This is a genomic window from Pseudomonas farsensis (genome assembly GCF_014268805.2).
Classification (GTDB): domain Bacteria; phylum Pseudomonadota; class Gammaproteobacteria; order Pseudomonadales; family Pseudomonadaceae; genus Aquipseudomonas; species Aquipseudomonas farsensis.
On the sequence record NZ_JABWRF020000004.1, the window covers coordinates 278,141 to 304,495 of the forward strand.

Here is a 26,355-nt window from a genome sequence, read left to right on the forward strand (position 1 = left end):
GTTCAGTGGCGATGTTGGCGGGTAACCCCGGCATCGTAGTGGGTGACGACCTGCTGCCAGCCGGCGGCGATCAGCGTATTCGGGTCGAGGGCATCGGGCGTCACGGCGGCGCTGTCGCGGCGCAGCCAGACATCGGGCTGGGCGGCGCTGTCCTGCGCCACGATCAGCACGAAGCTGCCGGCCACTTGCGGGTCCTGGCTGCGGCCCAGATACGCCCCGCCTGGCAGTTGCGTCCATTGGTGGTTGCCACGGCTCTGGCTGCTGGCGTCGGCGGCGAAGGGTGGCAGGCCTTCTTCGGCCAGGGCAGCAACGCTCGGGGCGGTGCCGGTTTCGTCGCCCAGGGCGCGAATTTCCTCAGCGGCGACCCACAGGTCGGTGTGCAGGCCCTGTTCGGCGGCATTCAGGTCGCGGCGGGCATCAAGCTGATGGGCGGCGATGGGCTGCTCGTCCTCACGCTCGCCGCGCAGCGACACCACGCCTGCGGCCAGCGCCATGATCAGCAGCGCGGCCAGCAACACGTACAGGGTTTCGTGCCCGGCGCCGGCCGGGCGTATCACCTGGGCGCGGCTCATGGTGCACCGATGTCGGCATGGTCCACTTCGACCACGTGGCCGGGGCCGGCATCGAACAGCACATAGAATTCGCCGTCGGGGCGCTTGAACGACAGCGTGGAGTCTGCGCCCAGCTTGCTGGCGACCAGCACCTGCTCGTCATAGCCGATCACATCCAAGGTCACGCCGGGGGCGCCGCTGCCATCGGAGAAGCCGCCCTTGCAGGTGATCTGCTCGCCGCTTTCGGTGCATTCGCACATGGGGTTGTGCGCCAGCGCCGGGGTGGCGGCCAGCAACAGGCAGGGCAGGGCGAGCCTGCGCATCAGGTGTTTCATTTGTTGCCTCCTTGTTTCTCGAGCCAGGCTGCGGTGGCAGGCGAGGCTTTGGCCAGCGGCACCGACGCCTGGTACATCTTGCCGTCCCAGCCTTCGATGGTGACCCAGATGTCGGCATCCGGGCGGGTGCGCGGCGGGATTGGCAGGTTGGTGCCCATGCGCGAGGGCGGGCCAAAGAAGATGCTGCCAGCAGCGCGCAGGCTGCGCGGTTTGCCGATGCGCAGGTAGATGGCCTTGACCCCTTCGGCGCAGGTGTTGCACAGCGCGGCGTTGAACGCCTTGAAGTCACCCGCCGGGCCGTCGGCGCGCGGGGCCTCATCGCGCAGCTCGGCCAGGTCCAGGGTCCAGCGCCCCACTTGCAGGCCTTGCACCACGTTGGCGCCCAGGCCGCTGTCACCACGGAACAGGCTGGCATCGGCGAAGTACTTGGGCATGAAGCCCAGCGGGATCAGAATCAGCAGGATGTTCAGGTGGAAGCGCCACTTCAGCCACCACTGCTTGAAGCCGCCTTGCGGCAAGGTGTGCGCCTGGCTCATGGCTGGGCCTCCAAGGTGGTTTCACGCGCAGGCTTGGCCCGCGCCGGGCGCTCGGCGCGCTTGAGTGCAGCGGCGGTGGCGTGGGCGGTGCGCTTGGTCCAGATCAGCAGGCCGCTGAGCACCATCAGTGTCAACACCAGGCCGAAGAAGAACCAGATCAGTTTGATTGCCAGCCCGCCGAAATCGCCGGTGTGCAGCGGGCGCATCGACTCGGTGACGAACTCCAGGGTGGAACGGTCGCTGAGCAGGAACTGGCTGTCGACGTTGCGCGTATAAGGGTTGACCTCGGCGGTCTGATACATCAGCGGGTACCAGCCGCGCCCGCCCATGCTCATGTGGCTGTAGGCGGTGGCCGGCAATGAAATGAACGTGACGTCCAGGCCAGGGATGGTCTGGGTGGCGATGCGCGCGGCTTCGTCCAGGTCGATGCGCGGTGCCGGGCTGCCATCGGCGGTCTGCGGTACTTGCTCACGGGCGATCACTGGCACGATCGGCTCGGTGGAGATGGTCACATGGTTGTCGCCAAGGATCGCCTGGATCAGGAACCAGGTGCCGGTAATCGAAATGACCGCGATGAACCAGATCGACCACACCCCAGCCAGGCGGTGCACGTCACCCCAGAAGATTCGCGAGCCGTGGCCGGTGCGCACCGGCTTGAAGAAGCCGCGCCAGAACTTCTTGTACACCACAAGCCCGGTCACCAGCGAAGCCAGCATCGGCAGGCCGAGCAATGACACCAGGTACCAGCCCCAGCTGTAGCCGTTGGTGAACGGCACCAGCCACCAGCCATGCAGGGCGCGCGTGAAGGCCTCGAAGTCAAAGTCCGGCCGCTGGCCCTGGATCGCCCCGGTGTACGGGTTGACGTAGAGCAGCGCGCTGGTGCCATCGGCGCGGGTCACCGAGGCCTGCAGGGCAAAGTGCGAGCCGTCGGGCTGGCTGATGAACCGTACCGAGGTGTCCGGCTCGGCCTTTTGCATGGCCTCGTAGACCTGCTGGAAGCTCAGGCGCTCGCCGGCGTCATCCGGCTTGCTGGCGCGCACATCGGGGTTGGCCAGCCAGACGATCTCCTGGCTGACCACCGCCAGCATGCCGGTGAAGCACACGATCAGCACAAAGAACCAGATCGGCAGGGCGAGCCAGCTGTGCACCAGGAACCACAGCTTGGATTTGGATTTCTTTTTCGGTTGTTGGGCCATCAGTCGGTCTTCTGCATAAAAAGTGCGGTCGAGCATCGGCTCAACCGAGAAGGCTGCACTAATTAAGACGAATGAGAATGAGAAACCTGCAAGGTTAAATGCAAGCAAATGTTTCAAGGTTGTCGGCGGGCCCGCATGCCCGCACGTCGTAGGGTTAATTTTTTGCAACTTGTATCCGTTTCGTAGGGATAGCCGGGCACTGCCCGTGGTACCTCACTTGTACGGAAGCAACCTGAATGAATGCCGAAAAGTCCCTGCAACTGGCTCGTCGTTTCATTGAACTGCCGCTGGAAAAGCGTCGCGTGTTCCTTGAAAGCCTGGCGAGGGAGGGCGTGGACTTTTCCCAGTTTCCGATTCCGGCCGGGGTGCAGGCCGAAGACCGCATGGCGCCGTCTTTTGCCCAGCAGCGCATGTGGGTGCTTTGGCAGCTTGACCCGCAAAGCGGCGCCTACAATCTGCCGGGGGCGGTGCGGCTCACTGGGCGTCTTGACCCAGCGGCGCTCGAAAAGGCCTTCGCAACGCTGCTTGAGCGTCATCAGGCCCTGGCCTGCGTGTTCCAGCTCCAGGCCGATGAGCGGCTTGCCCAGGTGCGCCAGCCGGGGCCTGTGCACATTCAGCGGGTCGATCTGCGCGAGCTCGATGGCAGCGCACGTGAGCAGCATGTGCAAGACGAAGTGCTAGCAGAATCGCAGCGCCCCTTCGACCTGGAGCGCGGCCCGTTGCTGCGTGTCCGACTGCTGCAACTGGCTGAGCAGGAGCATGTGCTGCTGCTCACCCTGCACCACATCGTTTCCGATGGTTGGTCGATGAACGTGCTGATCGAGGAGTTCAGCCATTGCTATGACGCCTTTGCTGGTGGCCGCCAGCCGCAGTTGCCGGAATTGCCGATCCAGTACGTCGACTACGCGCTGTGGCAGCGGCGCTGGCTTGAAGCCGGCGAGCTGGAGCGCCAACTCGGCTATTGGCAGGCTACGTTGGGCGCCGAGCAGCCCGTGCTTGAGCTGCCGCTGGATCACCTGCGCCCGGCCACGCCGAGTTTTCGCGGCAACCGTCTCGAGTTTGCGCTCGATCCTGCTTTGGCTGAGCAACTGCGAAGCTTTGCCCGTCAGCACAACCTGACGCTGTTCATGCTGCTGCTGGGTGGCTTTGGCCTGCTGCTGCAGCGTTATACCGGCCAGGCCGACCTGCGCATCGGAAGCCCGGTGGCCAACCGCAATCGTAACGAAATCGAAGGCCTGATCGGGCTCTTCGTCAACACCCAGGTGCTACGCCTGCAGCCCGATACGCAAACCGATGTGATGGCCTACCTGCAGGCTGTGCGCCAGACCGTACTAGGTGCCCAGGCGCATCAGGACCTGCCGTTCGAGCGTTTGGTCGATGCCCTGCAGGTCGAGCGCAGCCTGGCCCACGCGCCGCTGTTCCAGGTGATGTACAACCACCAGCCGCAAGTCGCCGATCTGGCGGCAGTGACGCTTGCGGCCGATCTTGAGCTGGCGCCGCTGGAGTGGCGCAGCCGCACCACGCAGTTTGACCTGAGCCTGGATACTTTCGAGCGCGGTGGTGTGCTGCACGCAGCGTTCACCTATGCCTGCGACCTTTTCGATGTGGCCACCATCGAAGCCATGGCCGGGCATTGGCAAACCTTGCTGCGTGGGCTGGTCGAGCAGCCGCAGCGGGCTCTGCAGCAGTTACCGATGCTTGATGCCGAAACGCTTGCGGCGGTGCTCCATGGCTGGAATGCAACGGCCACGGACTACCCGTTGCAGCGGGCGGTACACCAGTTGATCGAAGATCAGGTGCAACTCACCCCGGACGCCTGCGCACTGGTGTTCGGCGAACGCCGCCTGAGTTACGCCGAGCTGGACGCCGAGGCCAACCGCCTGGCCCATTACCTGCGTGCCCAAGGCGTCTGCGCGGATGGCCTGGTAGGCATCAGCGTGCAGCGCAGCGTGGAAATGGTCGTGGGCCTGTTGGCTATTCTCAAGGCCGGCGCGGCCTACGCGCCACTAGACCCGGAATACCCCAAGGAGCGCCTGGCCTATATGGTCGAGGACAGTGGCATCCAACTGCTGTTGACCCAGCAGGCGCTGATTCCCGAAATTGCCGTACCGGCGGGTGTGCGCTGTATTGCCCTGGACACGTTGGTGCTGGTTGAGCAGCCGGCCACGGCACTTGGCCTTGCGGTCGACCCCGGGCAGTTGGCTTATGTGATCTACACCTCCGGCTCAACCGGTCGCCCCAAAGGCGCTGGCAACAGCCATCGGGCGCTGACCAACCGCTTGTGCTGGATGCAGCAGGCCTATGGGCTGGACTGCAGCGATACCGTGCTGCAAAAAACGCCGTTCAGTTTCGATGTGTCGGTGTGGGAATTCTTCTGGCCGCTGATGACCGGCGCCCGTCTGGCGGTGGCCGCGCCGGGCGAACACCGCGACCCTGCGCAACTGATTGCCAGCATCCAGCGCTATCAGGTCACAACCTTGCACTTCGTGCCATCAATGCTGCAGGCGTTCATTCATGAGCCAGGCGTTGCTGGCTGTACCAGCCTGCGCCGCGTGGTGTGCAGCGGCGAGGCGCTGCCGGTGGACGCTCAGCAGCATGTCTTTGCCAGGCTGCCGGGCGCAGGGCTGTACAACTTGTATGGCCCCACTGAGGCGGCCATCGACGTGACCCACTGGACCTGCCGCGACGAAAACCGCGACAGCGTGCCGATTGGCCAGCCTATCGCCAACCTGCGCACCTATGTGCTCGACGCCGGCCTGGAGCCTGTGGCGCCCGGGGTTGCGGGTGAGTTGTATCTGGGTGGCGTTGGCCTTGCGCGGGGTTATCACCGCCGTCCGGGGCTCACCGCAGAGCGCTTCGTTGCCGACCCATACGGCAGTGGCGAGCGCCTGTACCGCACCGGCGACCGAGTGCGGCAGCGCCGCAACGGGGTGATCGAGTACCTGGGGCGCTTTGATCACCAGGTGAAGATCCGCGGCCTGCGTATCGAGTTGGGCGAAATCGAGGCGCGTCTGGCCCAGCATCCGAGCGTGCGCGAGGCGGTTGTGCTGGCTGTGGACGGCAAGCAGCTGGTTGGCTACCTGGTCCTCAACCATCCCCATGATCTGCAACAGCAAGTGCTCAAGGACTGGCTATTGCTGGCGTTGCCCGAGTTCATGGTGCCGACCCACCTGATTGCGCTTGACCGTTTGCCGCTGACGCCCAACGGCAAGCTCGACCGTAAAGCCCTGCCGCAGCCCGAGGCGGCTGCGCGTGAGGTGTATGCCGCCCCGGTGGATGAGGCTCAGCGCCAGCTTGCCGAGGTGTGGGCGCAGGTGCTTGGGCTTGCCCAAGTGGGCATTGATGACAATTTCTTCGAGCTGGGCGGCGACTCGATCATCGCCATTCAGGTGGTCAGCCGCGCTCGCCGCCTAGGTTTGCAGTTCAGTCCGCGTGACCTGTTCCAGTACCAGACGGTGCGAAGCTTGGCCGCAGCTGCTGGGCAGGTGCTGGCGGTTGCCGCCGAGCAGGGGCAGGTCACTGGCCAGGCAGTGCTCAGCCCGATTCAGCGCCAGTTCTTCGATCAACCCGTGCCGGTACGCGCACACTGGAACCAGTCAGTGCTGCTGATGCCGCGCCAGCCGCTGGACGGGCAGCGCCTGGCGGCGGCGGTGGCGCAGGTGCTGCAACAGCACGATGCCTTGCGCCTGCGCTTCAGTGAGCAACAGGGCCAGTGGCAGGCTTGGCACGGCGATGCGGGCGAGGTGTTCAGCCAGCAGTCGGTGGCCAACGAACAGGCGCTGGCCGAGCTGTGTCAGGCGACCCAGCAGAGCCTGGACCTGGCCCATGGCCCGCTGTTGCGTGCTGTACTGGCGCAACTGCCCGACGGCTCTCAGCGCTTGCTGCTGGTCATTCACCACTTGGTAGTTGATGGTGTGTCGTGGCGTATGTTGCTTGAAGATCTGCAACTGGCCTATCAGCAGCAGCCGCTGCCGCCCAAGACCAGTGCCTGGCAGGCTTGGGCTGCGCGCCTGCCAGCGCTGGCGGCGCATCATGCCGATGAGTTGGATTACTGGCGCGCGCAGCGCGTCTCTGCCGAGCTGCCCTGCGACAACCCCCATGGGCAGGCCACTAACCGCCATGGGTGCAAGCTGGAGAGCCGTTTTGACGCCACTTTCACTCGCCAGTTGTTGCAACAGGCGCCCGCCGCCTATCGCACCCAGGTCAACGACCTGCTGTTGACCGCCCTGGCCCAGGCTGTGGCCGACTGGAGTGGGCAGGCCGAGGTATTGGTGCAGCTCGAAGGCCATGGCCGTGAGGAGGTGTTCGAAGATACCGACCTGTCGCGCACGGTGGGTTGGTTCACCACGCTGTTCCCGGTGCGCCTGACCCCAGTCGCCGAACCGGGTGCGGCGCTCAAGATCATCAAGGAACAGCTGCGCGGGGTGCCGAACAAGGGCCTGGGGCACGGTCTGCTGAGCCAGCTGGGCAGCCCCGAGCAGCGCGCGGCATTAGCCGCGATGTCTGCACCGCGCATCACCTTCAACTACCTGGGCCAGTTCGACCAGCAGTTCGATGAACGTGCCCTGTGGGAGCCTGCCGTCGAGAGCAGCGGCGGGGCCCAGGACGCCGATGCGCCGCTGGCCAACTGGCTGACGGTGGAAGGCCAGGTGTATGGCGCCGAACTGGCGTTGCAGTTCGGCTTTAGTGGGCAGATGTATCAGCAGGCGAGCATTGCCCGTTTGCAGCAGTGTTTCGAGGCGCGCTTGCAAGCGTTGGTCGCGCATTGCTGCGCGCTGCCCGCGCCGCAGGCAACCCCCTCGGACTTCCCACTGGCGCATATCGATCAGGCCGGGCTCGATGCCCTTGCCTTGCCCCTGGCGCAAGTGGCTGACGTGTATGGGCTGTCACCGATGCAGCAGGGCATGTTGTTCCACAGCTTGATCGACCCGCTAAGCGGCAGCTACATCAATCAGCTTTGCGTTCAGGTCGATGGTGTCGATGTCGAGCGGTTCCGTGCCGCCTGGCAGGCTTCGCTGGATGCCCACGACATTCTGCGCACTGGCTTCGTCTGGGAGGGTGCGCTAGAGCATCCGTTGCAGGTGGTGCAGCGCACGGCCGAACTGCCGTTCAGTTACCTGGACTGGCGCGAGGGCAGCGGGACCGAGGCTGCGCTGCAGGCGCTGGCCGAGCAGGAACGCCAGCGCGGTTTCGACCTGCGCCAGCCGCCGCTGCTGCGAGTGCTTCTGGTGCGTCTGAGCGATGTGCGCTGCCAACTCATTTACACCCACCACCATGTGTTGCTGGACGGTTGGAGCAACGCTCAGTTGCTGGGCGAGGTGCTGCAACGTTACCAGGGCCAGGAGGTCGCGGCCGCTCCAGGACGTTTCCGGGACTACATTGCCTGGCTGCAAGCCCAAGGTACTGCTGGCAGCGAAGCGTTCTGGCGCACGCAGTTGGCCGTGCTCGACAGCCCAACCCGCCTGGCGCTGGCTTTGCCGCGTTGCGCACCGGGCGGGGGTTTTGGCGATCACTACCAGCGGCTGCCCGCTTCGGCGTTGCAGCGCCTCGAGCATGTTGCCCGGAACCACAAGGTGACCCTCAATACGCTGGTACAAGCTGCCTGGCTGCTGCTGTTGCAGCGCTATACCGGGCAGGCCGCTGTCTGCTTCGGCGCCACCGTGGCCGGGCGTCCGGCGCAGTTGGCGGGCGTCGAGCAGCAGATCGGACTGTTCATCAACACCTTGCCTGTGATCGCCAGGCCCGACGGCAGCCATACCGTTGCGCAGTGGTTGCAGCAGGTGCAGGCGTTGAACCTGAGCCTGCGCGAGCATGAGCACACACCGCTTGCCGAGGTGCAGCGCTGGCATGGCCAGGGTGGCGAGGCCCTGTTCGACACGTTGGTGGTGTTTGACAACTACCCGGTCGCCGAGGCCCTCGGCCAGGCGGGGTCGCAGGTGCGCTTCGCAGGCCTTGAGCATCGCGAGCACACGCACTACCCGCTGACCCTGGCGGTGGGGCAGGGCACTGGCCTGGAGCTTCACCTGAGCTACGACCGTGCCCAGTTCGATGACGCCGCCGTCGCGCGTCTGGCCGTTCATCTGCAGCAATTGCTGGACGCTTTTTGTGCGCAGCCGCTGCAACCGCTGGGCACCCTCAGCCTGCTGGCGACCGAGGAGATGCGCCAGTTGCGAGGCTTCAACGCCACAGCTACCGAATACCCGCTGGATACGCCAGTACAACGGCTGATCGAGGCGCAGGTCCAGCGCACACCGCAGGCCGAGGCGCTGGTCTTTGGCGATGTTCGCCTGAGCTACGCCGAGCTGGATGCCCGCGCCAACCAGCTTGCCCATCACCTCGTCGGGCAGGGCGTTGGCCCTGATGTACTGGTCGGCATCGCCGCCGAGCGCAGCATCGAAATGGTGGTTGGCTTGCTGGCAGTGCTCAAGGCCGGCGGTGCCTACGTGCCGCTTGACCCAGAGCTGCCAGCCGAGCGATTGGCGTACATGTTCGAAGACAGCGGTATCGAACTGCTGCTGACCCAGAGCCACCTGAGCCTGCCGATGCCGGCTGGCCTCAAGTTACTCGCCTTGGACCAGTTGGACCTGAGCGCCTACCCAACGACCAACCCAAACATCACCGTCGCCCCGGAAAACCTGGCCTACGTGATCTACACCTCCGGCTCCACCGGCAAGCCCAAGGGCGCCGGCAACCGCCACAGCGCGCTGACCAACCGCTTGTGCTGGATGCAGCAGGCCTACGGGCTGGATGGCAGTGACACCGTGCTGCAAAAGACCCCGTTCAGCTTCGACGTGTCGGTATGGGAATTCTTCTGGCCGCTGATGACCGGCGCACGCCTGGCCGTTGCCGGCCCAGGCGATCACCGCGACCCGGCGAGGCTCGTTGAGCTGATTCAGCAGTACCAGGTCACCACGCTGCACTTCGTACCTTCGATGCTGCAGGCCTTCCTGACCGACGCTGGGGTGAGCAACTGCACGGGCCTCAAACGCATCGTTTGCAGTGGTGAAGCGCTGCCGGTGGACGCCCAGCAACAGGTCTTCGCCAAGCTGCCGCAGGCAGGCCTGTACAACCTGTACGGCCCAACCGAGGCCGCCATCGACGTCACCCACTGGACCTGCCGCGAAGAAGGCGCCGACACCGTGCCGATTGGCCAGCCCATCGCCAACCTTGCCACCTACGTGCTGGACAGCGAGCTGAACCCAGTCCCAACCGGCGTGATTGGCGAGCTGTACCTGGGCGGTGAAGGCCTGGCGCGCGGTTACCACCGCCGCCCTGGGCTGACGGCCGAGCGCTTTGCCACCAGCCCGTTCGGTTGTGGCGAGCGCCTGTACCGCACGGGCGACCTGGCCCGCCAGCGTGCCGATGGGGTCATCGAATACGCGGGGCGCATCGACCATCAGGTGAAGATTCGCGGGTTGCGTATCGAGCTGGGTGAAATCGAAGCGCGGCTGATGGAACAGCCGCAGGTGCGTGAAGCGGTGGTGCTGGCCGTGGAGCTTGCCGGCAGCCTGCAACTGGTCGGTTACGTGGTACCGGTTGAGCAGGGCGCGGGCGAACCGGCGCTGCGCGACACCCTCAAGGCGCAACTCAGTGCCAGCTTGCCGGACTACATGGTGCCTAGCCACTGGGTCTGGCTTGCGCAGATGCCACTGAGCCCAAACGGCAAGCTTGAACGCCGCGCCCTGCCAGCGCCAGAGGCGGCAGCGGCACGTGGAACCTACCGCGCCCCTGCCAGCGATGTGCAAATCCGCCTGGCTGCGATCTGGCAGGAAGTGTTGCAGGTCGAGCAGGTTGGCCTGGACGACGATTTCTTCGAACTGGGTGGCCATTCGCTGCAGTTGGTGATGGTGCAGTCACGCCTGCGCGCAGCGTTCAGCTGCGAGATGCAGCTCAAGGACATTCAGGCATTGCGCACCCTCGATGCGCAGGCGAACTACATACAGGCAACGACGATCACCGACGATCGTGAAGCAGAGCTCGACCTGATTTTTGGCGTGCTCGACGAACTGGAGGAACACAATGCATAAGCAAGGGCCCGCTCGCACCGAAGAACTGGTCAGCCGGATCAGAGGGCTGGACAGCGGCAAGCGCCGGCTATTGTTCACTCGCCTGCAACAGATGGGCGTCGACGTCGCACGCTTGCCTATTGTGCCGGCCGTCGAGGGCAGCGCTACACCGTTGTCCTATGCCCAGCAGCGCCAGTGGTTTCTTTGGCAGCTTGAGCCAGAGGGCTGTGCCTACAATATTCCTGCAGCCTTGCGCCTGCGCGGAGCCCTTGATATTCAGGCGTTGAGCAACAGCCTGAAGTGGTTGAGCCAGCAACAGGCCAGCCTGCGCACACGCTTGGACGAGACTGACGGCGAAGTGCATCAGCGCTTCGACGAGGATGGCGTCGCAGTGCTGGAGTTTGAAGACTGCACATTGCCGCTGGCTGAGCGCGACGACAAGGTCAACGCGTGCCTTGGCGCGGAGCTTGCTATGCCCTTCGATCTGACCGCGGGCCCGCTGTGGCGGGTGCGCCTGGTGCGTCTGGGCGATGACGACCATCTGTTGCTGCTGTCTCTGCACCATCTGATCACCGATGGTTGGTCGATGAACGTGTTGGTCGAGCAATTGCTGGGCGGCTACAGCGCATTTGCCAACAATGCCAAACCTGAGCTTGTCGCACCCTGTATCCAGTACGGCGACTATGCCAGCTGGCAACGCGAGTGGATGGAATCAGGTGAGCGCGAGCGCCAACTGGCATGGTGGACGACGGCGTTGGGCCGAGAGCTCCCGGTGTTGGAGTTGCCAACCGACCACCCCCGCCCCCCGCGCCAGAGTTATCGGGGCGCACGGCTGGAGGTCGCACTGCCCGGCAAACTGAGCGAGGCGCTACGCCAGTTGGCGCAGGCCCGTGATGTGACGCCGTTCATGCTGCTACTGGCGTCCTTTCAGGTGCTGCTGCATCGCTACAGCGGCCATGACGACATTCGTGTTGGGGTGCCCAACGCCAACCGCAATCGTCTGGAAACCGAATCACTGATTGGCTTGTTCGTCAACACGCAGATCATGCGCGCACAAATCACCCAGGGCCTGCGCTTCGACGAATTTCTCGAACAGGTTCGGGAGATGGCCCTTGGCGCTCAGGCGCATCAGGACCTGCCGTTCGAACAACTGGTGGAGGCCCTGCAACCAGAGCGCAGCCTGGCCATAAACCCGTTGTTCCAGGTTATGTACAACCACCAGCATGCTAACGCCGACCGAGTAGGTCAGCAATTGCCAGGCCTGCAGGCCGAGGCGTTGCGTCTGGATAACCGCACCGCACAGCTTGACCTGGCGCTGGAAACCTATGACCTGCGCGACGGCTTCAGCGCGGTGCTGATTTATGCCACCGACCTGTTCGAGGCGAACCGTATCGAGCGGCTTGCAAGTCATTGGCTGAACCTGTTGCATAGCATTGTCGATAATCCGCATGGGCGTATAGATCAGTTGCCGATGCTTGATACCGATGAACGCCAGCAGGCATTGCTCGGCTGGAACGCCACCGCTACCGAATACCCGCTGGATACGCCAGTACAACGGCTGATCGAGGCACAGGTCCAGCGCACGCCGCAGGCCGAGGCGCTGGTCTTTGGCGATGTTCGTCTGAGCTACGCCGAGCTGGATGCCCGCGCCAACCAGCTTGCCCATCACCTCGTCGGGCAGGGCGTTGGCCCTGATGTACTGGTCGGCATCGCCGCCGAGCGCAGCATCGAAATGGTGGTTGGTTTGTTGGCAGTGCTCAAGGCCGGTGGTGCCTACGTGCCGCTTGACCCAGAGCTGCCAGCCGAGCGTTTGGCATACATGTTCGAAGACAGCGGGATCGGACTGCTGCTGACCCAGAGCCACCTGAGCCTGCCGATGCCGGCTGGCCTCAAGTTACTTGCTTTGGACCAGTTGGACCTGAGTACCTACCCAACGACCAACCCGAACATCACCGTAGCCCCGGAAAACCTGGCCTACGTGATCTACACCTCCGGCTCCACCGGTAAGCCCAAGGGCGCCGGCAACCGCCACAGCGCGCTGACCAACCGGCTGTGCTGGATGCAGCAGGCTTACGGGCTGGATAACAGTGACACCGTGCTGCAAAAGACCCCGTTCAGCTTCGACGTGTCGGTATGGGAATTCTTCTGGCCGCTGATGACCGGCGCCCGGCTGGCCGTTGCCGGCCCAGGCGATCACCGCGACCCGGCGAGGCTCGTTGAGCTGATTCAGCAGTACCAGGTCACCACGCTGCACTTCGTACCTTCGATGCTGCAGGCCTTCCTGACCGATGCTGGAGTGAGCAACTGCACGGGCCTCAAACGCATCGTTTGCAGTGGTGAAGCGCTGCCGGTGGACGCCCAGCAACAGGTCTTCGCCAAGCTGCCGCAGGCAGGCCTGTACAACCTGTACGGCCCAACCGAGGCCGCCATCGACGTCACCCACTGGACCTGCCGCGAAGAAGGCGCCGACACCGTGCCGATTGGCCAGCCCATCGCCAACCTTGCCACCTACGTGCTGGACAGCGAGCTGAACCCAGTCCCAACCGGCGTGATTGGCGAGCTGTACCTGGGCGGTGAAGGCCTGGCGCGCGGTTACCACCGCCGCCCTGGGCTGACGGCCGAGCGCTTTGCCACCAGCCCGTTCGGCCGTGGCGAGCGCCTGTACCGCACGGGCGACCTGGCGCGCCAGCGCGCCGATGGGGTCATCGAATACGCGGGGCGCATCGACCATCAGGTGAAGATTCGCGGGTTGCGTATCGAACTGGGTGAAATCGAAGCACGGCTGATGGAACAGCCGCAGGTGCGCGAAGCTGTAGTGTTGGCGGTCGAGATCCTGGGCAGCCAGCAGCTGGTGGCCTACCTGGTGCCGCAGCAAGGGGCCGACCCCGAAGGCCTGCGCGAGGTCCTCAGGGGCAGCCTGCTGACCCACCTGCCGGACTACATGGTGCCCAGCCACTGGGTGCTGCTTGACGCGCTGCCGCTGAGCCCGAACGGCAAGCTGGAGCGCAAGGCGCTGCCGCGCCCGGACGTCAGCCAGGCGCAAGCCAGCTATGTGGCGCCACAAAGTGAACTGGAGCAACGTATCGCGGCAGTCTGGGAAGAAGTTCTCAAGCGCGAACGCGTGAGCCTTGCCGATAACTTCTTCGAGCTGGGCGGCGACTCGATCATCTCCATGCAGTTGGTCAGCCGGGCACGTCAGGCCGGCATCCGCTTCACTCCAAAACAGTTGTTCCAGCACCAAACGGTGCAGGCACTTGCTGGGGTGGCACGCTTGGAAGAAGCGGCAGTACAGATTGACCAGCAACCGCTGAATGGGCCTGCGCACCTGCTGCCGTTGCAGGGCTGGTTCTTCGACACCGCTATCCCCGAGCGTCACCACTGGAACCAGTCGGTATTGCTCAAAACCACTCAACCCGTTGACGCGGCTCGCCTGGACGCTGCATTGCAGAAGTTGGTGCAGCACCACGATGCGCTGCGTCTGCGCTTCAGCGAAGCAGGCGATGGTTGGCACGCGCACTTTGCCACGGCGCAGGTCGACACCTCGCTATTGTGGCAGGCGCCGGTGGCCGATCTTGCTGCGTTGCAACAGTTGGCAGAGCGAGCACAAGCAAGCCTGGAGCTGGCTCAAGGGCCGCTGTTGCGGGCGGTGCTCGCCCACCTGCCAACAGGTGAGCAGCGCCTGCTGCTGGTCGTTCACCACCTGGCAATAGATGGGGTGTCTTGGCGCATCCTGCTTGAGGACCTGGAACAGCTTTATCGCGGCGCCACCTTGGCCCCGCGCAGTCATTCGGTTCAGACCTGGGCTGCACTGCTGCACGATCATGCCCGCGAAGTGCTGCCTACGCGCGAGCTTGACTATTGGCGCGCGCAGCTCGACGGCGTAGCTAGCGCCCTGCCCGGCGCCCGGCAGGGCGTCATCGGCTTGCGTCGTGATGCCTGTGTAGTACATACCCGCCTGGATGCAACACTGACTCGGCAATTGCTGCAGGAGGCGCCTGCGGCCTACCGGACCCAGGTCAACGACCTGCTGTTGACTGCGCTGGCACGCGTGCTGACGCGCTGGGCCGGCACCCCTTCGGCCCATGTGCAACTGGAAGGCCATGGACGCGAGGATATCTTCGACGGCATCGATCTCACCCGTACGGTGGGTTGGTTTACCAGCCTCTACCCGCTGAAATTGACGCCCCAGGCTGACCTCGGCTGCTCGATCAAAGCGATCAAGGAACAGCTACGCGCTGTGCCCGACAAGGGCGTGGGTTTTGCTGCACTGCGTTACCTGGGCGAGCCGAAGTTGCGCCAGCAACTGGCCACCCTGCCGATGCCGCGCATCACCTTCAACTACCTGGGCCAGTTCGACAACAGCTTCCAGGCGCAGGGTGAGGGGTTGTTTTTGCCCAGTGGCGAGGCAGCAGGCGCCGAACAGAGCCCGCAGGCGCCGCTTAGCAGTGACCTGAGCCTCGACGGCCAGGTGTATGGCGGTGAATTCGACATGGCCTGGACTTTCAGCGCCGCGCAGTTCGAACCGTCGACGATGCAAGCTTTGGCCGATGAGTACGGTGCGCAGTTGCGCTCGCTGGTCGAGCACTGCCTGGTGCCGGATAACCAGGGCCTGACGCCCTCTGACGTGCCTTTGGCCGAGCTTGACCAAGCCGCGCTGGATGCACTGCCGGTCGCGGCTGCGCAGCTTGAAGACCTCTATCCGCTATCCCCGATGCAGCACGGCATGCTGTTCCACAGCTTGTATGAGCCGGGAGGCGGTGACTATCTCAACCAGATGCGCGTTGATATCGCCGGGCTTGACCCTGAGCGCTTTGCCCAAGCCTGGCAATACGCCTGCCAGGATCAGGCTCTGCTGCGCACCGGTTTTCTTTGGGAAGGCTTGCCGCAGCCGCTGCAGGCGGTGCTCAAACGCGTGAAGGTGCCGTTTGACTGCTGCGAACTGCCGCTGCATACCGATCCCCAGCAGGCGCTCGACGCACTGGCTGCGGCCGAGTTGGAAAAAGGCTTCGACCTCGCCTGCCCGCCGCTTCTGCGTGTGCTGCTGGTACGAACCGGGGATGACCACCACCATTTGATATACACCCATCATCACCTGTTGATGGATGGCTGGAGCAATGCTCGACTGCTCGGCGAGGTGCTACAGCGCTATGCCGGCCAAGTACCTGAACGCACTGCCGGGCGCTATCGCGACTACATCGAATGGTTGCAGCGCCAGGATCAGCAGTCCAGCCAAACGTTCTGGCAGCAGCAATTGGCTGCCTTGAAGCAATCGACCTTGCTGGCCCGAGCCTTGCCAACGCGGCGCGGCGAGTTGCCGATGGGTCAGGGCGAATTGACTCAGGCCATCGACGCCGTGAGCACGCAACGTCTGGCCAGCATGGCCCGCGAACACAAGATAACCCTCAACACCCTGGCGCAAGGCGCCTGGCTGTTGCTGTTGCAGCGTTACACCGGGCAGGCCTGTGTTGCTTTTGGCGCGACTGTCGCTGGCCGCCCGCTCGAGCTCAGGGGGATCGAGCAGCAGGTCGGCCTGTTCATCAACACCTTGCCAGTGGTCGCCGAGGTTGACCTTGCCCAGCCAGTGGCGCAATGGCTACAGGCGCTGCAGGCTGCCAACCTAGCGTCCCGCGAGCACGAGTACACGCCACTTGCGGACATCCAGCGCTTGGCAGGGCAGGCCAATGAAGGGCTGTTCGATACGTTGCTGGTGTTCGAAAACTATCCGGTAGCTGACGCCCTGCGCGAAGCGCCTGCCGGGCTTGAGTTCGGCGAGGTCTACAATCACGAACAGACCAACTTCCCGTTGGCGCTCTCGGTAAGCCTGGCACAGACCCTGACTTTGCATTATCGCTTTGCCCACCAGGCCTTCGATGAGCAAGCCATCGTCCAGATAAACCGCCACATGACGCAATTGCTGGCCGCCTTAGCTGAGGCTCCTCAGGCCTGCTTGCGCGATGTCGTCATGCTGGCGGCCGATGAACGCCAGCAGGCATTGCTCGGCTGGAACGCCACCGCTACCGAATACCCGCTGGATACGCCAGTACAACGGCTGATCGAGGCACAGGTCCAGCGCACGCCACAGGCCGAGGCGCTGGTCTTTGGCGATGTTCGCCTGAGCTACGCCGAGCTGGATGCCCGCGCCAACCAGCTTGCCCATCACCTCGTCGGGCAGGGCGTTGGCCCTGATGTACTGGTCGGCATCGCCGCCGAGCGCAGCATCGAAATGGTGGTTGGCTTGCTGGCAGTGCTCAAGGCCGGCGGTGCCTACGTGCCGCTTGACCCAGAGCTGCCAGCCGAGCGATTGGCGTACATGTTCGAAGACAGCGGTATCGAACTGCTGCTGACCCAGAGCCACCTGAGCCTGCCGATGCCGGCTGGCCTCAAGTTACTTGCTTTGGACCAGTTGGACCTGAGCGCCTACCCAGCGACCAACCCGAACATCACCGTCGCCCCGGAAAACCTGGCCTACGTGATCTACACCTCCGGCTCCACCGGCAAGCCCAAGGGCGCCGGCAACCGCCACAGCGCGCTGACCAACCGCTTGTGCTGGATGCAGCAGGCCTACGGGCTGGATGGCAGTGACACCGTGCTGCAAAAGACCCCGTTCAGCTTCGACGTGTCGGTATGGGAATTCTTCTGGCCGCTGATGACCGGCGCACGCCTGGCCGTTGCCGGCCCAGGCGATCACCGCGACCCGGCGAGGCTCGTTGAGCTGATTCAGCAGTACCAGGTCACCACGCTGCACTTCGTACCTTCGATGCTGCAGGCCTTCCTGACCGACGCTGGGGTGAGCAACTGCACGGGCCTCAAACGCATCGTTTGCAGTGGTGAAGCGCTGCCGGTGGACGCCCAGCAACAGGTCTTCGCCAAGCTGCCGCAGGCAGGCCTGTACAACCTGTACGGCCCAACCGAGGCCGCCATCGACGTCACCCACTGGACCTGCCGCGAAGAAGGCGCCGACACCGTGCCGATTGGCCAGCCCATCGCCAACCTTGCCACCTACGTGCTGGACAGCGAGCTGAACCCGGTGCCGACCGGCGTGATTGGCGAGCTGTACCTGGGCGGTGAAGGTCTGGCGCGCGGTTACCACCGCCGCCCTGGGCTGACGGCCGAGCGCTTTGCCACCAGCCCGTTCGGCCGTGGCGAGCGGCTGTACCGCACGGGCGACCTGGCCCGCCAGCGCGCCGATGGGGTCATCGAATACGCAGGGCGCATCGACCATCAGGTGAAAATCCGCGGGTTGCGTATCGAGCTGGGCGAAATCGAAGCACGGCTGATGGAACAGCCGCAGGTGCGCGAAGCTGTAGTGTTGGCGGTCGAGATCCTGGGCAGCCAGCAGCTGGTGGCCTACCTGGTGCCGCAGCAAGGGGTCGACCCGGAAGGTCTGCGCGAGGTCCTCAGGGGCAGCCTGCTGACCCACCTGCCGGACTACATGGTGCCCAGCCACTGGGTGCTGCTTGACGCGCTGCCGCTGAGCCCGAACGGCAAGCTGGAGCGCAAGGCGCTGCCGCGCCCGGACGTCAGCCAGGCGCAAGCCAGCTATGTGGCGCCGCAAGACGATATGGAGCTGGACCTTGCTGCCATCTGGCAGGACGTTCTGCAAGTCGACTGCGTAGGCAGCCGCGACAACTTCTTTGAGCTCGGTGGTGATTCGATCGTATCCATTCAACTGGTCAGCCGGGCGCGTCAGCACGGGATACGCTTCTCTCCCAAGGCGCTGTTCGAATACCCCACGGTCCATGCGCTGGCACAGGTCGCGCTGCGTGACGGCAGCGTCACCCAGGTGGAGCAGGGGCCGCTGACGGGGGCCACGCCATTACTGCCGTTCCAGCAAGCCTTCTTTGACACTGCCATCCCTGAGCGCCATCACTGGAATCAGTCGGTGCTGCTCACCCCAGTCACTGCACTGCAATTGCCGGTGTTGCAACAGGCTCTGGATGTTTTGCTGCTACAGCATGACGCCTTGCGCCTGCGTTTCAGCGAAGCTGATGGCCAATGGCAGGCGCGTTGCGCCGCACCGGGCCCTGCCGCGAGCCTTGCTTGTGTGACGCTGGATGCGCCGGACGAACTGGCGTGCCATGCGGATGCGCTGCAACGCAGTCTCGACTTGGGCGAAGGGCCGTTGTTCAAGGCACTGCTGGCGAACCTGAAGGACGGTGAGCAGCGGCTGCTGCTGGTCGCGCACCATCTGGTAGTCGATGGCGTCTCCTGGCGTATCCTGTTGCAAGATCTGCAACTGCTCTGCCAGCAGCTGTCACGGGGCCAGGCGCCCGGCCTGCCGGCGCGCACCACCTCATTGCGTCAATGGGGCGAGCACCTGAAACAACATGCTCGGGATGCCCAACCCGCCGTTCTGAAGCATTGGCAAGGCTTGCTGGACGGTGTGGATGGCGACCTGCCACGCGACCACGCGGTAACCACCGCGCAGCGGCATCAGGCGCGGACCTGCGTGTCACGCTTCGATGCCCTGATTACCCGCAGCCTGTTGCAGGATGCGCCCGGCAGCTATCGCACCCAGGTCAATGACCTGCTGCTGACCGCATTGGCCCAGGTAATTGCGCGCTGGACCGGGCGCCAGGATGTGCTTGTGCAACTCGAAGGCCATGGCCGTGAAGCACCGGATGAGGCGCTCGACCTTTCTCGAACTGTCGGTTGGTTCACCAGCCTGTTTCCGGTACGGCTCAGCGTGGCGGAGCAACTGCCTGCCACGATCAAGCAAATCAAGCAGCAACTGCGTGCCTTGCCAGGCAATGGCCTGGACTTCGCTGCCGTACGCTACCTTGGCGATGCGCCTGCCCGTCAGGCACTGGCTGGGCTTGCCGTGCCACGCATTACCTTCAACTACCTGGGGCAGTTCGATGCTAGCTTCAACCGCGCCGACGGGATGTTCAACCTGGCGGTGGAGGGCCGAGGCGATGAGCTATCGGCTGCGGCACCGCTGGCCAATTGGCTGAATATCGAAGGCGGCGTGCAAGGTGCGGAACTGAGCCTGGCCTGGACCTTCAGTGCGGCGATGTTCGATGAGACGACCATCGCCGCACTGGCGGCCGATTACGAGCGCACGTTGACAGCGCTGGTCATGCATTGCCTGCAACCGGGTGTGCATGGAGTAACACCGTCTGACTTTCCACTGGCCGGGCTCGATCAGGCTGCCCTGGACCGTCTTGCCCTGCCATTGCCGCGCGTGGAGGATTTGTTCCCGCTTTCTCCAATGCAGCAAGGCATGCTGTTCCACACGCTGTACCAAAAGGCCGCCGGCGACTACATCAACCAGATGCGGCTCGATGTCGATGGCCTCGACCCCGAACGCTTCATCCAGGCATGGCAAGCTGCACTTGATAGCCATGAAAGCCTGCGCAGCGCTTTCCTGTGGCAGGGCGAGCTCGAACGGCCGCTGCAGATGGTGCTGCGGGGCTGCCCATTGCCGGTTCGCCAGCTTGATTGGCGTGGGCGTGCAGACCTGCTTGGCGAGCTTGATGCGCTCGCCGCCGAGGATCGCGCCCAGGGCTTTGCCTTGGACCAGGCGCCTTTGCTACGGCTGATGCTGGTGCGCACTGGCGACGATCGGCACCAGTTGATCTATACCTGCCATCACATACTCATGGACGGCTGGAGCGTTTCGCGCCTGTTCGCCGAAGTACTGCAACACTATGCTGGGCAACCGCCGCAGCGTAGCGCCGGGCGTTACCGGGACTACATCGCCTGGCTGCAAGGCCGCGATACGCAGGCCACCGAAGCGTTCTGGAAGGCTCAGTTACGTGCGTTGGAGTCGCCAACCCGCCTGGCCGATGCCTTTAGTGTGCCCCCAGCCACAACCCAAGGCGCTGCGCAGCAGAGCTTGATGGTAGAGCTGGACGCCGGTCACAGTGGCCGTCTACAGGCATTCGCCCGCAGCCAGCAGGTGACCGTCAACACGTTGATCCAGGCAGCCTGGCTGCTGTTGCTACAGCGCTACACCGGGCATGCCACGGTTTGCTTCGGCGCCACCGTGGCTGGACGCCCGGTGCAAGTGCGCGGAGCCATGGAGCAGATCGGTCTGTTCATCAACACCCTGCCGGTTATCGCCAGCCCCTCTGCACAGACGGGCGTGGGGGAGTTCCTGCGCGGATTGCAGGCCAGCAACCTGGACCTGCGCGAGCACGAGCACACACCGCTGTATGAAGTGCAGCGCTGGGCCGGGCAGGGCGCTCAGGCGCTGTTCGACAGCTTGCTTGTGTTCGAGAATTATCCAGTCTCCGCAGCCCTGGCCCAGGCCGGCTCGCAAGGCCCTCGTTTTACCCTGCTGGCCAACCATGAGCAGACCAACTACCCGCTGGTTCTTGCGCTGAACCTTGGGCAAACCCTGCACATGCAATACAGCCACGACCCGCGTCTGTTCGACAGTGCTACGGTCGAGCAACTCAACCGGCATTTACTGCACTTGCTGGCGCAGTTGTGCGAGGACGGCACGCGCGCCCTGGGCGAACTTGCTTTGCTGCCTGCAGGCGAGCGAGAGCAACTGCTGCAACGCTGGGCTCCGTGCGCGCCTGATCTGCCGCTGGTCCACGAACGCATAGCGCAATGGGCTGAGCGCACCCCGGATGCCATCGCCCTGCATGCGGCTGATGGAAGCGTTACCTATGCAGAGCTTGATGCCCGTGCCAACGCCCTGGCCCATGCATTGGTGGCCCGTGGTATCAAGGCCGAGGATCGAGTCGGCGTGGCCATGCCTCGCGGTGCCGGGCTGATTGTCTGCCTGCTTGCTGTGCACAAGGCCGGCGCCGCCTATGTGCCCTTGGACCCAGAGTACCCGGCGCAGCGGCTCGCCTACCTGATGGCAGACTCCAGCATGGTGCTGCTGTTGTGCGATTCCCGGCTTGAAGGCTTGCCGATACCGCAAGGCCTGGCGCTGCTGCATCCGGACCACCTCGACCTTGCTGCCCAGCCGCAGGGCCTACCTGCGGTCACAGTCCGTGCCGGGCAATTGGCCTACATCATTTATACCTCCGGTTCGACCGGCCAACCCAAGGGAGTCGCGGTTGAGCATGGGCCACTGGCCATGCACTGCCAGGCAATCGGTGAGCGCTACGAGATGACGGCAGAGGATTGCGAACTGCACTTCATGTCGTTCGCCTTCGACGGTGCCCATGAGCGCTGGCTGACTAGCCTGACCCACGGTGGCAGCTTGCTGATTCGCGACGATAGCCTGTGGACCCCGCAGAAAACCTACGAGCAGATGCACCGCTTTGGCGTCACCGTGGCAGCCTTCCCGCCGCTGTATCTGCTGCAGTTGGCCGAGCATGCCGAGCGCGATGGCAATCCGCCGCCGGTCAGGGTGTACTGCTTCGGTGGCGACGCGGTGCCCAATGCCAGCTTCGAACTGGCGCGGCGTGCGCTGCGTCCGCGCTTCATCATCAACGGCTACGGGCCTACCGAGACGGTGGTCACTCCACTGATCTGGAAAGCCGGTCGCGAGGCCTGCTGCGGCGCTGCCTATGCCCCTATCGGCACCCGCATTGGCGAGCGTAGCGCCCAAGTCCTGGATAGTGACCTCGACCTGCTGCCAGTCGGCGTACCCGGCGAGCTTTATCTGGGGGGTAGCGGCGTCGCACGCGGCTATCTGGACCGTCCGGGGCTGACTGCCGAGCGCTTCGTGCCAGACCCATTCGGCTGTGGCGCCCGCGTTTACCGCAGTGGAGACCTGGTGCGGCAGCGCGCTGATGGTGTGGTCGACTACCTGGGGCGCATCGATCACCAGGTGAAGATTCGCGGTTTCCGTATCGAATTGGGCGAGGTCGAGGCCAGCCTGCAGGGGCTTGCTGGTGTGCGAGAGGCCGTTGTGGTTGCGCGTGATGGTGGCAACGGGCCGCAGCTGGTCGGTTATCTGCTGTCCGAAGACCCGGCGGCGGCCCACCCCGGCCCGCTGCAGCAGCAACAGCGCGACGCCATCCGTGTTGCGCTCAAACGCCAGTTGCCGGGCTACATGGTACCCAGCCAGTTCGTGTTCCTCGAACGCTTCCCGCTGACCCCAAATGGCAAGCTCGACCGCAAGGCCCTGCCTGCACCCGACAGTCCGCAGGCTGGTGAGTCCTACGTGGCTGCGCAGACCGAGCTGCAACAGATAGTCGCTGCGGTGTGGCGTGAGGTGCTCAAGCTTGAGCGGGTAGGGCTGGGCGATAACTTCTTCGAATTGGGAGGGCACTCCCTGTTGGCCACCCAAGCCACCGCACAACTGCAATTGGCACTCGGCGGCGAGGTGGCCTTGGAGCTGCTGTTCGCCACGGGCTCCCTGGCCGAGTACGCCGAGGCTGTGGCCAACACCCTGACGACACATAGCGAGGACGATTTGAGCGAGATGTTCGATTTCATGGCCGAACTGGAGGCTGACTGAATGAGCGTGATGGACAACCTGGCGCTGGTACAGCGCTTCATCCGCCTGCCGGAGCACCAGCGCAAGGCGTTCTACGAAAAACTTGCCAGCAAGGGCATGAGCCTTGCGCAGCTGCCTATCCCGGCGATGCGCGCAGAGTTCACGCGGTTACCGTTGTCGTTCGCCCAGCAGCGCCAATGGTTCATCTGGCAGATGGAACCCGAAGGCGTCGCCTACAACTTGCCAGTGACCCTGCGGCTGCGAGGCCCCCTGCATATCGTAGCGCTGCAGCGCAGTGTCGAAGCTCTGGTAGGCCGGCATGAGAGTTTGCGCACGCTTTTCGATGAAGACAGCCAGGGTGCCTGGCAGATCGTAGGCCCCGCCGCAGTGGCGCCGATCGAGGTGCAGGCGGCGGTGTCGGGCGAGCAGAGTGCTCAGATCAGGGCGTTCGTCGAGGGTGAGGGGCTGCGCCCGTTCGATTTGCGTAGAGGCCCGCTGCTACGTTTGAAGTTGCTGCGCCTGAATGATGACGATCACGTGCTGGCCATGACCTTGCATCACATCGTCTCCGACGGCTGGTCGATGCAGGTCATGGTTGATGAGCTGATTCAGGGTTACGCGGCCTTCAGCGAAGGGCGCGAGCCGCTGTTCGCTGAGCTGGCGGTTCAGTACGCCGACTACGCATTGTGGCAACGCGCCTGGATGCAAGCGGGCGAGCAGGCTCGGCAGTTGGCTTACTGGACCGCGCGCCTGCGTGCCGACCAACCGCTGCTGGAGTTGCCCGGGGATCGCCCGCGCCCTGCGCTGAGAAGCAGTGCCGGGCGCCGGGTGGACATCGCGCTGCCACCGGCGACTGTAGCGGCGCTCGGAGAACTTGCCAGGCGCCAGGGGGCGACGCTGTTCATGGCGCTGCTGGCGTCCTTTGAGGTGCTGCTCTATCGCTACAGTGGCCAGCAAGATCTGTGCGTCGGAGTACCTGTAGCCAATCGTAACCGCAGCGAGACGCGCGGCTTGATCGGTTTTTTTGTCAATACTCAGGTGCACCGTGCCCAGCTCGACCCGGCGCAGGGCTTCGAGCTGCTGCTTAGCCAGGTCAAGGACGGTGCGCTGGGGGCTCAGGCCCATCAAGATCTGCCCTTCGAGCAGTTGGTCGAGGCTTTGCAACCCGAACGCAGCCTGAGCCATAGCCCGTTGTTCCAGGTGATGTTCAATCACCAGAGCCAGTCGCGCGGGAGTCAGTCCAGCCAGTCTTTGGCGGCGATCGCAGTGAGTGCCGTTGATTGGGAGGTGAAAAGCAGCCAATTCGACCTCACGCTGGAGACTTTCGAGGCCGATGAAGGCGTGACGGCTGCGCTGACCTACGCCTGCGATCTGTTCGATGAAGAACGCATCACGCGCATGGGCCGGCACTGGTGCAACCTGTTGGGCAGCATCGTTGCTGATCCTGCCCAGGCGTTGGCAGAGTTGCCGATGCTTGAGCCCGAAGAGCGCGAGCAGGCATTGCTCGGCTGGAACGCCACCGCTACCGAATACCCGCTGGATACGCCAGTACAACGGCTGATCGAGGCACAGGTCCAGCGCACGCCACAGGCCGAGGCGCTGGTCTTTGGCGATGTTCGCCTGAGCTACGCCGAGCTGGATGCCCGCGCCAACCAGCTCGCCCATCACCTCGTCGGGCAGGGCGTTGGCCCTGATGTACTGGTTGGCATCGCAGCCGAGCGCAGCATCGAAATGGTGGTTGGCTTGCTGGCAGTGCTCAAGGCCGGCGGTGCCTACGTGCCGCTTGACCCAGAGCTGCCAGCCGAGCGATTGGCGTACATGTTCGAAGACAGCGGTATCGAACTGCTGCTGACCCAGAGCCACCTGAGCCTGCCGATGCCGGCTGGCCTCAAGTTACTCGCCTTGGACCAGTTGGACCTGAGCGCCTACCCAACGACCAACCCAAACATCACCGTCGCCCCGGAAAACCTGGCCTACGTGATCTACACCTCCGGCTCCACCGGCAAGCCCAAGGGCGCCGGCAACCGCCACAGCGCGCTGACCAACCGCTTGTGCTGGATGCAGCAGGCCTACGGGCTGGATGGCAGTGACACCGTGCTGCAAAAGACCCCGTTCAGCTTCGACGTGTCGGTATGGGAATTCTTCTGGCCGCTGATGACCGGCGCACGCCTGGCCGTTGCCGGCCCAGGCGATCACCGCGACCCGGCGAGGCTCGTTGAGCTGATTCAGCAGTACCAGGTCACCACGCTGCACTTCGTACCTTCGATGCTGCAGGCCTTCCTGACCGACGCTGGGGTGAGCAACTGCACGGGCCTCAAACGCATCGTTTGCAGTGGTGAAGCGCTGCCGGTGGACGCCCAGCAACAGGTCTTCGCCAAGCTGCCGCAGGCAGGCCTGTACAACCTGTACGGCCCAACCGAGGCCGCCATCGACGTCACCCACTGGACCTGCCGCGAAGAAGGCGCCGACACCGTGCCGATTGGCCAGCCCATCGCCAACCTTGCCACCTACGTGCTGGACAGCGAGCTGAACCCAGTCCCAACCGGCGTGATTGGCGAGCTGTACCTGGGCGGTGAAGGCCTGGCGCGCGGTTACCACCGCCGCCCTGGGCTGACGGCCGAGCGCTTTGCCACCAGCCCGTTCGGTTGTGGCGAGCGCCTGTACCGCACGGGCGACCTGGCCCGCCAGCGTGCCGATGGGGTCATCGAATACGCGGGGCGCATCGACCATCAGGTGAAGATTCGCGGGTTGCGTATCGAGCTGGGTGAAATCGAAGCGCGGCTGATGGAACAGCCGCAGGTGCGTGAAGCGGTGGTGCTGGCGGTCGAGATCCTGGGCAGCCAGCAGCTGGTGGCCTACCTGGTGCCGCAGCAAGGGGTCGACCCGGAAGGTCTGCGCGAGGTCCTCAGGGGCAGCCTGCTGACCCACCTGCCGGACTACATGGTGCCCAGCCACTGGGTGCTGCTTGACGCGCTGCCGCTGAGCCCGAACGGCAAGCTGGAGCGCAAGGCGCTGCCGCGCCCGGACGTCAGCCAGGCACAGGCCAGCTATGTGGCGCCGCGAACTGAGCTGGAGCAGCGCATTGCAGCTATCTGGCAAGAGGTACTGCAAGTCGAGCGCGTTGGGCTTGACGATGACTTCTTCAGCCTTGGCGGTCATTCATTGCTCGCCACCCAGGTCATCGTACGCTTGCGTGAACGGCTTAACCTCGACATGCCACTCAAACAGCTGTTCACCGCAGTCAACCTCGCCACCTTCTGCGAGCAGGCCGCGCAGCTCAAGGCTGGCGGCCAGTCTATCGAAGACGAATTGGCTAAATCTTTAGAGGCCCTCAAACGTTTATCTGGAGGTGAGCTTGAAGAGCTAATTTCCTAGCGAGGAG

Annotated in this window: 7 protein-coding genes; 3 read left to right on the top strand and 4 right to left on the bottom strand. The window is 64.2% G+C overall.

The window, feature by feature from the left end:
* Positions 1-2: 2 nt before the first annotated feature.
* The 4 genes from HU719_RS21070 to HU719_RS21085 are packed head-to-tail and all read right to left on the bottom strand — an operon-like array spanning position 3 to position 2,618.
* Complete coding sequence (locus HU719_RS21070; RefSeq protein ID WP_186537085.1) at positions 3-572, bottom strand: DUF6162 family protein; 570 nt, start codon at positions 570-572, stop codon at positions 3-5.
* Entirely contained in the window at positions 569-886 is a 318-nt protein-coding gene (locus HU719_RS21075) for a hypothetical protein (protein WP_186521580.1), read from the bottom strand. Before HU719_RS21075 ends, HU719_RS21070 begins: the two co-directional genes overlap by 4 nt.
* A complete protein-coding gene (locus HU719_RS21080; protein WP_186537084.1) occupies positions 883-1,422 on the bottom strand; it encodes a PA2404 family protein in 540 nt (179 codons plus the stop codon). Before HU719_RS21080 ends, HU719_RS21075 begins: the two co-directional genes overlap by 4 nt.
* A complete protein-coding gene (locus HU719_RS21085; RefSeq protein ID WP_186537083.1) occupies positions 1,419-2,618 on the bottom strand; it encodes a PepSY-associated TM helix domain-containing protein in 1,200 nt (399 codons plus the stop codon). Before HU719_RS21085 ends, HU719_RS21080 begins: the two co-directional genes overlap by 4 nt.
* 236 nt (positions 2,619-2,854) lie before the next feature.
* Between HU719_RS21085 and HU719_RS21090 the strand changes: the two genes are divergently transcribed.
* Genes HU719_RS21090 through HU719_RS21100 form a run of 3 tightly spaced genes read left to right on the top strand, consistent with a single transcriptional unit; the run spans position 2,855 to position 26,348 of the window.
* Positions 2,855-10,645 carry a non-ribosomal peptide synthetase gene (locus tag HU719_RS21090; protein ID WP_217843721.1) on the top strand — a complete coding sequence of 2,597 codons (7,791 nt, stop codon included), beginning with the start codon at positions 2,855-2,857 and terminating at the stop codon, positions 10,643-10,645.
* A complete protein-coding gene (locus HU719_RS21095) occupies positions 10,638-22,994 on the top strand; it encodes a non-ribosomal peptide synthase/polyketide synthase (RefSeq protein ID WP_217843722.1) in 12,357 nt (4,118 codons plus the stop codon). The genes HU719_RS21090 and HU719_RS21095 overlap by 8 nt, the downstream gene beginning before the upstream one ends.
* Positions 22,995-26,348, top strand: a complete 3,354-nt coding sequence (locus tag HU719_RS21100) for a non-ribosomal peptide synthetase (protein WP_217843723.1) — start codon at positions 22,995-22,997, stop codon at positions 26,346-26,348.
* Positions 26,349-26,355: the final 7 nt, after the last annotated feature.

Coding starts and splice junctions, on each gene's coding strand:
- HU719_RS21080 (WP_186537084.1), bottom strand. CDS start 1,422: ATGAGCCAGGCGCACACCTTGCCGCAAGGCGGCTTCAAGCAGTGGTGG.
- HU719_RS21100 (WP_217843723.1), top strand. CDS start 22,995: ATGAGCGTGATGGACAACCTGGCGCTGGTACAGCGCTTCATCCGCCTG.
- HU719_RS21095 (WP_217843722.1), top strand. CDS start 10,638: ATGCATAAGCAAGGGCCCGCTCGCACCGAAGAACTGGTCAGCCGGATC.
- HU719_RS21090 (WP_217843721.1), top strand. CDS start 2,855: ATGAATGCCGAAAAGTCCCTGCAACTGGCTCGTCGTTTCATTGAACTG.
- HU719_RS21075 (WP_186521580.1), bottom strand. CDS start 886: ATGAAACACCTGATGCGCAGGCTCGCCCTGCCCTGCCTGTTGCTGGCC.
- HU719_RS21085 (WP_186537083.1), bottom strand. CDS start 2,618: ATGGCCCAACAACCGAAAAAGAAATCCAAATCCAAGCTGTGGTTCCTG.
- HU719_RS21070 (WP_186537085.1), bottom strand. CDS start 572: ATGAGCCGCGCCCAGGTGATACGCCCGGCCGGCGCCGGGCACGAAACC.